General features: G+C 51.3%; 7 protein-coding genes. 1 reads left to right on the top strand and 6 read right to left on the bottom strand.

Going from position 1 to position 15,392, the window contains the following annotated elements:
* Nucleotides 1–165: 165 nt before the first annotated feature.
* The 5 genes from DX130_RS19440 to DX130_RS19460 form a co-directional block, all read right to left on the bottom strand.
* On the bottom strand, nt 166–1,794 hold the full coding sequence (locus DX130_RS19440) for a response regulator (RefSeq protein ID WP_116048199.1): 1,629 nt from the start codon (nt 1,792–1,794) through the stop codon (nt 166–168).
* Nucleotides 1,769–3,499, bottom strand: coding sequence for a sensor histidine kinase (locus DX130_RS19445; protein WP_116048201.1), 1,731 nt, complete (start codon nt 3,497–3,499; stop codon nt 1,769–1,771). The genes DX130_RS19440 and DX130_RS19445 overlap by 26 nt, the downstream gene beginning before the upstream one ends.
* A gap of 43 nt (nt 3,500–3,542) precedes the next feature.
* Nucleotides 3,543–4,085 (bottom strand): hypothetical protein, encoded by a 543-nt coding sequence (locus DX130_RS19450; RefSeq protein ID WP_116048202.1) that lies wholly within the window; start codon nt 4,083–4,085, stop codon nt 3,543–3,545.
* Between the two features lie 89 nt (nt 4,086–4,174).
* Nucleotides 4,175–4,510 carry a P-loop NTPase family protein gene (locus DX130_RS19455; RefSeq protein WP_116048204.1) on the bottom strand — a complete coding sequence of 112 codons (336 nt, stop codon included), beginning with the start codon at nt 4,508–4,510 and terminating at the stop codon, nt 4,175–4,177.
* A gap of 1,245 nt (nt 4,511–5,755) precedes the next feature.
* Complete coding sequence (locus tag DX130_RS19460; protein WP_116048206.1) at nt 5,756–12,991, bottom strand: pullulanase; 7,236 nt, start codon at nt 12,989–12,991, stop codon at nt 5,756–5,758.
* 356 nt (nt 12,992–13,347) lie between these two features.
* Here DX130_RS19460 and DX130_RS19465 point away from each other — a divergent pair, with 356 nt between their 5' ends.
* Nucleotides 13,348–14,409 (top strand): endonuclease/exonuclease/phosphatase family protein, encoded by a 1,062-nt coding sequence (locus tag DX130_RS19465; RefSeq protein WP_116048207.1) that lies wholly within the window; start codon nt 13,348–13,350, stop codon nt 14,407–14,409.
* 158 nt (nt 14,410–14,567) lie between these two features.
* On the opposite strand, the gene pyrH is transcribed toward DX130_RS19465, so the two are convergent.
* The gene (gene pyrH / locus DX130_RS19470) at nt 14,568–15,305 is read right to left on the bottom strand and encodes a UMP kinase (RefSeq protein WP_206098862.1); all 738 of its coding nucleotides are present in this window, start codon (nt 15,303–15,305) and stop codon (nt 14,568–14,570) included.
* Nucleotides 15,306–15,392: the final 87 nt, after the last annotated feature.

Here is a 15,392-nt window from a genome sequence, read left to right on the forward strand (position 1 = left end):
CATGATCGTAATGCCGGCTACAACACCTATTGTAGAGGATCATGTAAGCGCTAACCGCCAACATACTGACCTGTTCATCGCAATTTTCTGACTTCTTGTCAGAATGGGGAGGGGGACTAGTAAACGAACAGCTTGTCCGATGGAGAAGGCCCAATGAAGCCGATGCTACGTCTTCCTTCCAGCCGCCCCTCTGGCCGCCTTGCGGTACTCGTTCGGATTCATCTGAACGGTGCTCTTGAACACCTTCGAGAAATAAGAGAAGTTGGAGTAGCCTACTGATGAGGCGACATCGCTGACCGACAGTTCTGTTCCGGACAGCAGCTCTCTGGCAATCACCATCTTCTCATCCAATATATATTCTACAAGCGACTGTCCCGTCTCTTTCTTGAAGAGCCGCGACAGATAATCGGGATGCAGATGGACATGCCTCGAGATATCCTCTCTAGAGATGCTCTGGCTGACATGCTGCGAGATGAAGGACTTCACTTTATCCATAACGGTCTCATTGTCCTGCGCTTGACGTGAATAAGTGATCGTTCGGGTCAACGTGCTTCTCACCCATATCCGCAAATCGGTGAGCGACCGGACGGCCTGCGACAGACGCTCCAGCGACACTTCTTCCCCAAGCACCTGATAGGCCTGCCATTCTTTGAACTGATAGAAGTGATAGAGCATTTGCAGGAAGTTTTGGAGAAACTGCTGCAGCACCTCCGCTCTAAGACAGCCCAACTCCTGAAGCGACTGCAAATATTGCGCCGACTCGGTAAGAATGGCATCGTAGGCGCCTTTCTCCAGCATTTTCAGCCAGACGTTCATACGAATGACATCGATGGATTCCGTGTTCCCAAGCTCCTCGCTCCAGAAGACGACGTCATTGTTGCGGTTCAGCACATTGTCCTTCATTCGAATCAGACGGTCATAGCGTATAGCAATCTCATGCGGAAGCCCCCGCTCACCGACGTAACAAGAGATGTCGCAGCGGAAGTAACGATTGCAGGCTGCAATATAGTCCCCCAGGATCGGCTTTAACTGCTGCTCCCAACCACTCTCCCCTTGATCCGCAGGCAGAATCGCTACATATAAATCATCACTCATGCGTACGAACGGGCGGTGCTCGCAGCCGCGCCATATAATATCGTCCGCCGCATTCCGCAGCGCATACTCCATGAGCTTTCCGTCACGCGGATTCAGCTTTTCCGCCCAACGCTGAACGTAAATCAGGACCGGCAGGAAGGAATCCGTCTCCTTGATCGGAAGGCTTTGGTTATGAAGGGCATCCCGTATCCGCTCCGGATGGGAGGATTGACGTCGGTCCATGACGTCATGCCAGAAGCGCTCCATTAAGACGGGGCGATGCGTCTGCCAGAGCATGGAGTAGTACTGGCCCTCCACCTTGCTCACATGCAGCTCCCGCTTCTCGCCCACCTTCTCAACTCCCTTCTGCACCACGTTCCGCAGCTCGTGAAATTTGACGGGCTTCAGCATATAATCCAGGCTTCCCAGCTGGATTGCTTCCTTTGCGTAGTCAAAGTTGGAATGGCATGTGAGGAAGATGGACTCCGTCTGCGTATGCTGCTCCCTCACCCACGACAGCAGCTCGATACCGCTGCCTTGGGGCATCTCGATGTCGCAAATCATAATGTCGATGGCATGCTCACCGAATATATCCTTGGCCTGCTTAATATTGTGAGCCACATGAATACGGGAGATCGACAGCTCTTCCCAGTTCACGCCCTTCTGGACAGCCCTTACCGCATGGATTTCATCATCAACGATCAATAATTGATACATCATATCCCTCCTCTGAGCTGATCTCGAACTGGAGCGGAATCCGAATCTCTACATTCGCTCCGCCCTCCGGATGATTGGACAATTGCAACCGGGCTTTCTCCTGATAGATAAGACGGAGTCGTCGCCTGGCATTCCAGATGCCGATGTGACGGTCGCCATGATGCTCCGCATCCGGCTCTTGCTGCCACTTGCCCAGCGCCTCCTCCGAGAAGCCTTGCCCTGTATCCCGGATAACAATGCGAAGAAATGACGCTTGATCATCGTCGGCCTCGACATCGACACGAAGATGGATCGGTTCATCCATTGTGATCGCGTGCTTGATCGTATTCTCTACGAACGTCTGGATCATGAGCGGCGGAATACGCGCCTGCATCAACGATGCATCGTCACTTCGTATCTCATACGTAAAGCCGTCCTGGAACCGCATGGCCTGAATGTTCAAGTAATTGCGGGTGTGAGCAATTTCGTCCTCCACCGTCACCAGCTTCAAGTTGTTCTGAAACATAAATCTCATATACTGGATTAAATAATCGGACATATCCTGGATCAATTGATAATTGCGGAATTGAGCCAGATTATAAATCGTATTCAGCGCATTCAGGAAAAAATGCGGATTAATCTGCAGTTGGAGATGCTTCAGCTCCGCCTGCTGGCTGAGCAGCTTCTCTTCATAGACATCGATCTTCAGCGCCTTGATCTGTGCTACCATGCTATTGAACACATCATTCATCAGTTCAAATTCCGATGAAACAGGATAAGGCTCGACCCGTTGATCTAGATTGCCGTCGCGCACCCTGCGCATGACCGTGACGATCCGGTTAATAGGATTGAGAATGTTTTGCCGCAGGAACATATAGAAGATCGGCAAAATAATGAGCGCACCCAGGATGACCACATACCAGATCCGCTGAAGAAACGGCAGATGCTCCAGAATGACGCTGTACGGAATGAGGATAAGCAGAGCAAATTGTCCTTGCTCCGACTGAGTGCTGACTTGCAGATAATCATCCCTGTTATCCAGGGGCATGACGCCATTCATCGGCTCCATGTTGTCCGTTACGAGCAATGATTTCCCTTCCGGCCCCATATCGAGCAGGCCAAGCGGACTCATCAGCTTCGAGGCCTTCGCCCATGCTCCGATATAGACGTTGCCGATTTTCTGGATTTTGCTAATGTAATAGTCGTCGCCAAGCTGGTATGGAAACCATAGCTCGAACGCCCCCTTGGGCCACGACTCCCGTTCCCGCAGCATCGCAGCCATGCCTTCGCGAATTTCTTTAAGCTGATCCATTGTGTCTCCTGGCGGATGATTCGTGATCAGCTCCCTGTTGACAGAGGAATAGACAAACAGATAGTCCATTTCCTTGTACGTATTGATATCCCGTTCCAGCTTGTTGAACAGGTTGATTTTGGCCAAATAATAGTTGTCGCTGTTGATCCCCTTCGGTAAGTCGAGCATAATTAAATCGCTTTCAAAAGCGACCGTCGTTCGCAAATATTTATCTACTTCCTCCAGACTCCGATCGATCTGGTCCATATAAAGGGCTGCCAGATTGCGGTTAGAATTCGCCACTTGCTCGCGTACAACCGTCATCGCATAGTAGTTATCGAAGATAAGCAGCAGTTGGAGCGGAATGACGAATAAAAGAAACCCGACCAGCAGCTTGAAGCGAATTGACTTGTTCGACAGCCTGTGCGCCCATTTCATAATCTGCTTTCCCCCCGATGTGAGGCCATGGCCATAGCTATGGTTATGGCGTCCGTTTGACGTAATGAGCTTTGTCGCCTTCAATGATGATTTCTCGCTTTAAGTTAGCGCTTACATAACACCCATCGGCATTGAACCCGAAAGAGTGAAGATGAGGATTCTCCTCCAAAATCAAAAAGGTACTTAACGCCCCGGGATATCGGTCCCATGCGCCTTCGGTAATGTCCACTCCCAGCTTCCTATAGGGGAAGCTCTCATAGAGTCTGCCAGCCCATTGATCATGTTCTCTTAGAAAAGCCTTGTATCCCTCTGCACCCGCATGTTTGTCCTCATAATCAGGATTGTAACGGTCTCTAGACCATATTCCTTCCATAAAAGCGATGCCTCGATGCTTCTCCATGTATTGAACAGTGTCCTCAACCTGTTCCCGATAATAATAGACAAGCGCTGGACTCAAGCCTTCGATCATAGTGTATATTCGGCCAATAAACTGCCGAAGCTGCCGGTACGATGCCCAGGCCAGGAGAAAGATATATATCTGAAATTGAAAGATGATGCTGTCCAACACAATGATCTCTTCCGGCATCTGCAGTTGCTTCTCTGCGAAGCTCTTCCACTTGGCCAGCGCCGCTTCCTCATACCGCGCAAGCGAAAAGTTCCATACATCGTATTCTTTCAGCTGCGCATACGCTTCTTGTCCGAATTCACGGCTGTAATTCCATTAATTTCCAGAAGATCAATTCCAACGGCATTCCCTCTTGTTACCTTTAATGATTCCATAATCCCTTTGACATGAAGGTATTGGCTCACAAAACAAGCGTATTCCTCAAGGGTCAACTGGGCTTCATAAAAGAACAACACCAGATGGGGGGGACTTGCCATCTCATGGATCCATCTGATCTGGTTCACGCTCTCCTCAAGCCGGGAGACGATCAGCCCCGAATGGGTTGATTTCCCCGTAGAAGGAAGACCTTGCAGCATAATAAGTTTGGGCTTCATTTGTTTTATCATAGGACCGCTCCCCCTTTAAATCCAATACTATCTTATAAGCAATTGATGCAATGCTCCTAAAATGGCTTAAAACATTTGAGGCCTCGCATACGAAAAAGAACCCCGACCAATGGTTGGGGTCAGAGTGTCGATAAAGTCCTTTGGACTTTTCGGCTATTTTTATGCGGTGGCTCGGCTCATAGGAGAAAAAGTGATTCGAATCGCTCCAAGAACTAAGATTATTACTAATTTTGTTTTTCTGTCATTTGTTTTAGAAGCAACGAATATCTCATCTGACTGAAGGCGTTGAGACCGACTTAGGGCTGACTCAGAGTGGCCTTCATGAACATTAGGGCGGTGAAACCGACTTAAAGCGGACTCGATGCGGCCTTCGTGGACATTAGGGCGGTGAAACCGACTTAAAGCAGACTCGGAGCGGTCTTCGTGGTCATTAGGGCGGTGAAACCGACTTAAAGCGGACTCGAAGCGGCCTTCATGGACATTAGGGCGGTGAAACCAACTTAAAGCGGACTCGGAACGGCCTTCATGGACATTAGGGCGGTGAAACCGACTTAAAGCGGACTCGGAGCGGCCTTCATGGACATTAGGGCGGTGAAACCGACTTAAAGCGGACTCGGAACGGCCTTCATGGACATTAGAGCGGTGAAACCGACTTAAAGCGGACTCGAAGCGGCCTTCATGGACATTAGGGCGGTGAAACCGACTTAAAGCAGACTCGGAGCGGTCTTCATGGACATTAGGGCGGTGAAACCAACTTAAAGCGGACTCGGAGCGGCCTTCATGGACATTAGGGCGGTGAAACCAACTTAAAGCGGACTCGGAGCGGCCTTCATGGACATTAGGGCGGTGAAACCGACTTAAAGCGGACTCGAAGCGACCTTCGTGGACATTAGCCGACTAAAACATCCATGATCAGCATCAGCGCCCACCTTCTATGGGCAGCAGTGACAATGTGTAGCTGCCAGACAGCTTTCAACTCTTAGAGGGGTTACTTATAGGTATTCTCAGCCTGTTGAGACTTTCTCAACAAGCTGGGGACGTCCCAAAAATGGAACAACGAATAAGCCTGTCCCAAGCATTGAACGAAAAAGCCTTTAAAACCACCGCTAAGGTGGGTTTAAAGGCTCCTTTATTACTTAAAATTCTGTCTACAGTGGGGGCTAAAAAATCATAAAATGACTTTTCGGACAGCCCCTACTCCCTTTAAAAGCGCGAAACATCGTGCCGCGCCACTTGGCCATCCGCTTAATCGCGGATGTTCAGTACGTTGTAAATCGCTTGCGCGCTCTCTGCGCGCGTCAGTTTCTCTTGAGGAGCAAAGCGTCCGCCTGTGCGTCCTTGCACCAGACCGAGCTCAGCGGCTGAGGTTACGTCCTGCAACGCCCAGTCGCTAATATCGCTCTGATCGGCGAAGGATGGTGCACTTGCATACTCCGCAGCGTCTGCTGTTCTTCCCGCGCGATAAGCGCGAAGCAGCATTATTGCCATTTCTTCGCGAGTAATCGCTTCATTCGGCGCAAACCGCTTCGCGTCACGGCCCGTTACGATGCCAAGACGGAAAGCAGCTTCCGCATATGGCGCGTACCAGGCATCGCGAGGCACGTCGGCGAAGATACCGGTCGCAGGCTTCTTGCCCGCTTCCGAGTCCAGCGCCCGCACGAGCATCGTCGCAAATTGGGCGCGCGTCACTTGGGCTTCAGGCGCGAACTGCTTGCTGTTCATGCCTTCGATAATACCCTTTACAGCTAGAGACTTAATCGCTTGCGCCGCCCAGTGGCTGCTTGGCACATCGGTGAAACTGCGGTCGGCTTCCAACACGCCGTACACGCTGAAGTGATTCAGCTTCGCCGTCATAATGCCGTCTTGCAAGATGCCGCCGGCATAGGCCGCCTTACCGTCCTCGCCGATGTAATAGACACCGCTTAGCGCTCCATTAATGCCTGCTTCTACCGCAAAGCTAACCGTAACAGGCTGCTCGAACTGCGTCAGAACGCCGACTTCGCTATTGCCTTGCAGGATAGAGATGCGGAAAGCATAGGCGGTCGAGCCTTGCTTGAACGACCAGCCTTCAAGATTCTGCCTGCTCAGCAGCGCTTCAAGCTCCCCACTTGTCAGCGGCTTCGCCTGGAAGCGGATGACCGCATTTTCAGCAGATGCATCTGCAGGCAGCAGCGCTGCTGCGGCAGCCAACACTTCATTCGGCAGAAGGATAGTCAGTCCATCTGCTGCCAGCTCCAGATCGCGATCTCCCAGCAGCTTGGAAGCCTGCAAGGGAAGAATAGCGGAGGTATGGCCGTTTGATAGTTTGATCGTTGTTTTGCCCTCTGTTCCAGTCGTTAGCACGTTGTCCGGGATTACATCCGCTCCCGGCCATTGCGGGGTCTCCATAACCGGATCACCACCGCCTTGCTGCGGAGGCTTCGGAGACACGCCGCTTAGAATGGCTGTACCGCCATCCGCCCGACCTGGAAGCTCTATGGCGATCGTACGAGTTGCCGAGACGGTATAGGTCTTGCCACTGTATTCATCCACTACTGTCGTACCCGACACGAATGGAACAGTCAGCGTCACGGCTACCGCTTCTTCAGCCGTATTAATAGCCGTTACAATATTGTCGTTGCCGTATTTCTTGTTGAATGCCAGATAGCCTAGCTCATCCGAGCCTGCCAGCTTCGTGCGATCGCCCTTCGCAAAGAGCTTGGAGTACTTCGCCCGAATGTTGAGCAGCTTTGAATAATGCTCATGCAGCTTCTGTTCTTCGTCCAAGCGGTCCCATGGCATGTCGCCCCGATTCTCGCTGAGCTGGCCTTGGCTCATATCCCGCGCATTTGCGCCGGAACGACCCAGCTCCTCGCCGTAGTAGATAACAGGCATGCCTTTCGCTGTGATTTGCAGCGCGGCTGCAATCATCAGCTTGCTCTTGTCACCATCCACGTAATGAGACAAGAAGCCGTCTTCGTCGTGGCTGCTTAGGAATTGCGCCATCATTTTCGTATTCGACAGCTTCGATTCCCGGTCTTGCAAATATGCGTCCACCGCGTCGATGCTGCCATTCGCAAAATTTTTCGCTTGCGCTTTGAAGCCGAAGTCGAGCAGCGCATCCATCTGACCGCTTGCCAGCATGCCTCCGTCGCCTTCCACCGTACCGCCAAAATATTCGCCCAGCAGCTTAAAGCTTGGATCGATGGCAGTCAGCGCGTTTTTGAATGCGACCCAAGTCGCCGTCTCCACATGCTTCACCGTATCAACACGGAAGTAATCGATGGTGTCTCCGCGATCCGTTCTGGCTCTCTCCAGCCAGTCCGTCTGCCATTCAATAATCTGATCGCGTACTTCAGCATGCTCCGTCATAAAGTCCGGTAGGCCGTCGAGCTCGCCTTTGATCGGGTTAATGCCCGCCGACAAGCCGTTCGTCCGCAGCATATCCTTAAAGCGCGCCTTGTCCTCCTCCGTCACGCCTGTTTGATTATCTCCAGGCTTCAGACCGTAGCCTGTATGGTTCAGAACGACGTCGACCATAATTTTCATCCCGCGGTCATGCGCCTTCTCAATCAGTTCCTTGAAGGTCTCGATATCGCCCAAATGCTCGTCGAGCTTCGTGAAGTCCTTCGCCCAATAGCCGTGATAGCCGTATTGCTTGCCGCCGAAGCTGGCGCCCTGGTTGAAATCGATATTGTCCACAATCGGCGTAATCCAAAGCGTATTGATCCCCAGCTCATCCAAATAATCGAGCTTATCGATCAAACCTCTGAAGTCGCCGCCATGGTAAGCTTCCAGATGCGACTTGTCTACGTTGACGTTATTCGTCTCGTCTCCGTCATGGAACCGGTCCGTCAGCAGGAAGTAGATACGCGACTCATCCCAGTCGAAATCCAGATCATCTGCGAACGTTCTCGACTTGACGGTTACCTGTATGCGCTGTGTATGCGCATTGCCGTATTGATCTACCAGCGTAACAGGAATCGTCTTCAAGCCTGCGGTTATGGTTTGTTTGACGGCGATGCTATGAGCCATCAGCTCCACGTTGAATGGTGCCTTGGCTGCGCCGCCCAGTGCGGTCAGATCCATATAGCCCTCGCGGAATGCCAGCGGCTCCGCGCTGGATGAGCTTATCCGCAATAAGGCATTCTCATCATAGTGAATAGAGCCCGGCTTGATGCTGCCCGAAAGCGTAACAGCCGGCTTCTTATAGACCACTTCCGATTTGCCGTCCTGCATGTTCGAAGGATCGTTCACTTCCTCAGTAACGCCGTCTTTTGTCACCAGATAGCTGTATACATAACTACCCGGAGATACGCTGTGAAGCGTATAAGTGAACCATTCCTTGGATTCGTCGTAAGTCATATCGTATGTCTTCCCGCCGATTTTCACTTGAACGCCTTTAATGGTATTCATCAGCCCTTTGCTGAACAAGCCAGCGTCGCGATAGCGGAAGGTAATGTTCCCGTCATGAAGGTAAGGGCCGTAGATGGACGGGAATACGTCCAGCTCGCCGACCATGCTGTGTACATTCACTTTCATATAACGGTCGCCTTCTGTCAGCGGGATAACGCGGTCATACGGAATGTCTTGCTTCGCCGTATTCCAGTCGTTGCCCTTGCGAAGGACAAAGCCGACGCCAATAGCATCTTCATGCACTTCAATGGTTGCAGTGGCAATGCCGTTCTCTACCTTATCGAACAACACCTCGCCATCTTGCGCTCCGGTGTTCCACACCCAAATGTTCCAGTCCTTATAGTCTCCATCAGGACGAATGTAGTTGAATTGAAGCGTGCGAGCGGTATCCGGCTCGACAACTTCAATCTGCACGGTCGCCTGGAAGCCCTTGTATTCGACTGTAATAGTTGCACGACCCGGGCTGACTGCCTTAATGACGCCTGCCGCAGATACGGTCGCTACGGATGGTTTGTCGGAGACGAAGCTTGCTCCGCTCTTCACTTTCTCCCGGCTTCCGCCCTCGTATTGAGCGTACACCGAGATCGTATGGCTGCCATCAACCTTAAGCGACTGCTTATTACTGTCCAGTTGAATCGATACCAGCGCTTGTGCCGCTGCATCCATGCGAATAACGACTGCGCTAAGCGGATCGATCGTAAGCGACTGCTTCGTGAGTGTGAAGCCCGACGGATCGGATACGGCGGTTGTTCCCGCCTCATCGTTATCAACGATGACCGTGCCGCTCGTCAAGTCAACCGGAAGCGTCAGCGTTCTGCTCTCGTCATCCGCATTGACGAAGACATAGTAATGACCTGTTCCATCCATGGCGATATTTTTGTAGCCGATCAGAAGATCCGTGTCTCCGATCTCCGGTGCATCGATCAGCGTGACGTTGGAGTTCACCAAGTCCTGATCGCCCAGTCGGAATGCATCGGTATGTCTTCGAAGCTCGATCAGCCCTTTTGTATATTCGCTGGTCACATGGTTGACCGGATAAGCCGTCTCATCTGTTGCCTTCGTCCAGTCGAACATATTGATCGCATCCGACGAATCGTAGGAATCATGGACAAAATAACCGAATACTTGACCATGCTGATCCTCTAAAGCGTGATACTTATGCTCCGGTGTTCCCGGTGCCAGCCACTGCTTCGTACGGCCATATTCCTGGCCGGCATGAAGAAAAGCCGTACCTTGCGACGTCAGTACAAGCAAGTTGCCCAGACGAATGCGCTCGTGAATTTCCCGATCATTCTCTGCAATAGCAGGGTCTTTCTTGATCGATTGTGCAATCACGTCGTATAGCGGCAAATTGTCATGCGCCTCAATGTACGGCACCATGTCGCCCGGATCGTCGAAAGCTGTGTTGCTCGGCTGGCCTTTAATATTGTTCAGGATCGTCTGGATGCTTCTAGCCCCGCCTGTAATGAACCGCGGTTCACCCTCGGAGCCAAAGCCGGACTTCAGTTCGTTGCGGATCTCGTCGGAGAATACACCGACATCATCCGTCTTATCCATCCAATCCTGGTCGGCGCCCATGCCTGCGAGCGATGGATCAGCCTCTTGTCCGGCGAATGTACGCCAGCCCTCGCCGATGAAGAGGGCGTTCGGATTCAGCTCAGCGGCCGCATCATATGATTTCTGTACAGAAGGATACGTCGCATCGCCCATCATGTCCCAGCGCATGCCGTCGATTTTGTATTCATCGAACCAATATTTTACGGAATCGACCATCAGCTTCTCAGCCATGGCGTGGTTAGTCGCCAGATTGTTGCCGAAGCCCCCGATGAACGAGCCGTCAGGACGCTGGAAAGCATAATAGTTCGGCACGATGTCATTCAGGAAATCAGACTTCGCCATATGCGTGTAGACCACATCGAGCACAACGCCCATTCCCGCTTCGTGAATCGCATGAATCAACTCTTTCAGTTCCTTGATACGAAGCTCAGGGTCCTTCGCATTCTCGGAATACGCGCCGTCCGGCGAGAAATAGCTATGCGGATCGTAACCCCAGTTGTATTCATTGTCCCTCGCGGAGTACTCCAGCTCACGCACATCCATCGCCGCTTCATCGCCGTAGTACCAAGCCATAACCGGCAGCAGTTGAACATGCGTCACGCCGAGCGACTGGATATACGGAAGCTTGTCGATAAACGCCTTGTACGAGCCCCAGCGCGATCCCAGATCGCCTTCGATGGATGGGTCGGAAGTGAAGTCACGAATATGTGCTTCCCATATAATCGCATCCTCGCGTTGTCCGTAGCCGTCAATAGACGCATAGTCAAAGCCAGACGGATTCGTTCTGCTTAAATCAATAATCGCCGCTTTGCCTACGATATCGCCATCAGGACCTGCCTCGCCTTTCGTATTGACGCGGAATTCGGCCATGGATTTGGCGTACGGATCAAGCACCTTCTTCGTTACGCCGTCATTTGTCACTTCGTATTGATAGTAATAGCCGCGAAGGTCGGTGACAGAGGCACTGGACAAGTCGCTTGGCGCCACAGTCGCAGACCATACGCCATAATCGCCTAGTGTCAGATCAGCCGTGCCTACTAGCTTTGTTGCATCGTTCTTGTCATAGACATTCACAGTTACTTTGCTTGCCTTGGGCGCCCACAGCTTTAGCGTCACGCTGCCTTTATCGTAGGTTGCGCCAAGATCGTTGCCATTGTAGGCATACTTATGGTCGATTAATCTCCAGCCCACGTTCGCTGCAACGGTTCTGCCTTCATACGTGACAGACAATGGGGCCAGCTCCAAATCGACTTGGCCGGACAGCGTGAGCTGTACAGTCGTCTTACTCGTTACCGTCGCCGCTGATGCTGCAAGCGGATCTCCATTCTTGTCTTCTATGGTGACAGACTGGAGCAAGCCCTCTGCTTGCATGCCTTCTGTCGTCGTAAAACCTAACAGCAATTCATTATCCGATATAATTTCAGCCGATACGATAGCCTTGGCCACTTCGCCAGTCGGCGAGGAATAGACCCGATCGTCGCCTTGCTTGATCCAAATCTGGCTGCTGGAAACCGACGACAGCACTACCGACTTGTCACCGCCATCCTTCTCGCCTGTTGTGCGATGCACGATAAGAAAACCTACCTTAGACGCATCGTCAGCAAGCCGCACATCAACATATGCACCATAGCTGTCCCGCTTGTCAGAAGGAAAAGCTGTCGCGCCAGCTGGCCAATTCGCCGATGGCGACGCTACATGATCCCATAGCCATAAGCCGAAGCCATCATAGCTTTGGTCCGCACGCTGATAGTGAATTCGCAGATGCCCATCTGGTATCGGGTCTGCCTCAGGATCGACTGGAGCGTTATAAAGAGCATCCACTTCATGCGTCGCCGCATCATAGGTGAACGTAACCTCCAGCTCCTCCGGCAGCGCCAGCACAGCATTCGAACCAGGATAAGCGGCTGCTGTATCCCAGCTGTTGCCGAGAATGATCTTGTACTCGTAAGTGCCTCCAGGCAATATCGCAACCGCTTCATATATGCCGTTGTAATCGTCATCCTTCAGCATGAATGCAGCATCAGCCGGGCTCCAATTGCCCACATCGCCGAGCGCCGTCTGCAGGTCGCCCACCACTCTCGGCGTCTGCGCTTGCGGCAGCGGCGCGTAATAGGTAGAGTCTGCAATTTTCCGGCTCGTATGGTTGTAGTAGAACGTGATTTCCGTCTCTTCATCGAGCTTAAGGACAATGTTGCCGTTGTCCTCTACTCCAGCCGGATTCGTATAGCTGCCAAAGCCATGACTTTCGTTCCATGTACCGTTCAATGCTACCTTGTACGAATAGTCCCCTGCGGGCAGCGTACCGGTAAGCCGATATTCTCCTCCTCCCGCATAGGTCATTGCCGTATCATCCGATGATGGATCCCAGTCTCCAGCAGCGCCAAGCGCTGTCTGCAGCGTTCCCACCAATGTCACCTTGCCGGGCAGCTCACCGCTTGCCTGTGCGGGCAGAATGCCCATTGTTGTCCAGGTCAGCGCAGCGATCAAAACAATCGCGATAAGCTTTCTGAACTTGTTGATCATAGCCATGAATTAGTCCCCTTTCATTGTGCAAACGTTTGCATTTTGCACAAAATAAAAACAAACGAACCCAAGTCTTAACATCCGGTCTGCCCAAAATGGCAAAAATCAACTTGAAAGCGTTTGCTTATTGTCATTTTAAGCGCTGAATTAAAGCGCTGTCAATCCCTTTATCGTCAATTCGATGGTTAAGCAGTCAAAAAAATAGCAATTACAGCTAAATGATAACGTTTGCACAAAGTAATCAATTTCACCAAAGCAGCAATAACCCTTCTAGAATAGTTGGAAATATAGTACATTTTATTTACCTGCATGCCTGAGGTCTATCTACTCGTCATGCACACCAACTAGGAGGCTATGAAGCTATGTTCAAAAAAGTGTTAAAGCGCCTGCTCTGGATTCTTCTTATTCCCCTTGCGCTGCTCGCCATATTTCTCATCTATATTTCCTTGGCTGACTACAAGCCGCCTGCTCAAGTCGAGCTGGACAACACTAGCCGACAAACCGACATGATTGGGCAAGGAGTACCATTCTCTATTACGACTTTCAACATCGGTTATGCAGGCCTGGATCGTAATCAGGACTTCTTCATGGATGGAGGAACGATGTCCAGATCCAGCAGCAAGGACAAGACGAAAGACAATATTCAATCCGTTATCGACTTTCTGAGCGATTCCGAATCTCATCTTATCCTTTTGCAAGAGGTCGACCGGAAGTCCTCGCGAAGCTATAAACTAGATGAAACGCAGCTCATCAGCGACAGCTTGTCAGGATATGATCAGACCTTTGCCTATAATTACAAAGTCCCTTGGGTTCCCGTACCTCTGACGAAGCCTATGGGGTCTGTGCAAAGCGGATTATTGACATTGTCCTCTTTCGCCAGCACCACTCATACCCGCTTCGATCTCCCGGGCAAGGAGAGCTGGCCGGTACAGCTGTTCGAGCTGGATCGCGCCTTTATCGAGAGCAGGCTGCCAGTTGATAACGGCAAAGAACTTATACTCGTGAACCTGCATTTGTCAGCCTTCGATAAAGGGGGCCAAATCCGCAAGCAGCAGCTCGACTTCCTTGGAGATTATCTGAAGCAAGAGGCAGATAAGGGGCATTACATTATTGTTGGCGGTGATTGGAATCACTCCTTGCCGTCTACCGATCCTGGCGCCTTTCCTGCGCAGCAAGAGTGGCCAGAGTGGCTCCAGCCATTCCCCGAGACATTCGGCCCTGGTGGATTCCAGTGGGCGGTCGATGCGGCAGTGCCTACCGTTCGCACACTCGATACTGCCTATGAGGAAGGTGTAAACTTCCTGGCGGTCATCGACGGTTTCTTCGTCTCGCCTAACGTAGAGATTGTGCAAGTTTCAGGAACATCTCTGAACTTCGAGCACAGCGATCATAACCCGGTGACAGGAACGTTTATATTAAAATAGTCCTGATTGCTATTATCGACATAAGCCAGCATTGGAAACGTCATGTGGAGCATGCTAGGTTTAAAATTGAATATAAGATCAAAGAAGAAGAGCGCCGAAAGAGGGCGCTCTTTCTTTAAGAGGTTTCGACAAGAAGTTCACGGCAAGCAGACCTCGGTTCATCCCAGCTCCATTACCGATTCCCCGCTAATGATCGTACCGTAATCCTTGCCCTCACAGATGCCTCTCATAGTGCCTGACTGATCGAAGTTGAATACATGCATGGGCAGATTGTACTCTCTTGCCAGTATAAATGCGGATTGATCCATAACCTTCAAGTCTTGCTGCAAGACATCGTTATAATGCAAGGACTTAAATTTTTTGGCCTGCTGATTATACTTGGGGTCTGCATTCAGAACACCGTCCACACCCTGCTTCGCGACCAGTAATGCATCACACTGGACTTCAATTGCCCGCTGAACGGATGGATAATCGGTAGTGACATAAGGCTGCCCGTTCCCTCCCGCAAAAATAACGATGTACCCTTTATCCAAATGATGAGCAGCTTTTAACCGGATATAAGGCTCAGCTACAGACGTAATCGGAAGCGAGGTCATGACACGGACCTCTCGTTCCAGCTTGGCTTTCAGCACACCCCGCAACATCAGACTGTTGATAACGGTTGCCATCGTACCGATATTGTCAGCCTCTGCCCGCTCTATTCCCCATTCCTCCGCCATACTGCCGCGGAATATGTTGCCCCCGCCTATCATCAGGGACACCTCTACCCCTGCGCTAACAACCGACATGATTTCGTTGGCTATATGCTCCAGTCTTCCAGGATCAAAACCAAACGCTGTGTCACCCGCCACTGCACCGCCGCTTAATTTGATCAATACCCTCCTGTACCTGATCATCCAGAGCACCTCCATCAAAATAAAAAAGCACTAAAACCATAAAGGCTTTAGTGCTTCCGTAAAATGAAAATAGGAAAGGGAGGACGT

Source organism: Paenibacillus paeoniae (assembly GCF_003388735.1).
Classification (GTDB): domain Bacteria; phylum Bacillota; class Bacilli; order Paenibacillales; family Paenibacillaceae; genus Pristimantibacillus; species Pristimantibacillus paeoniae.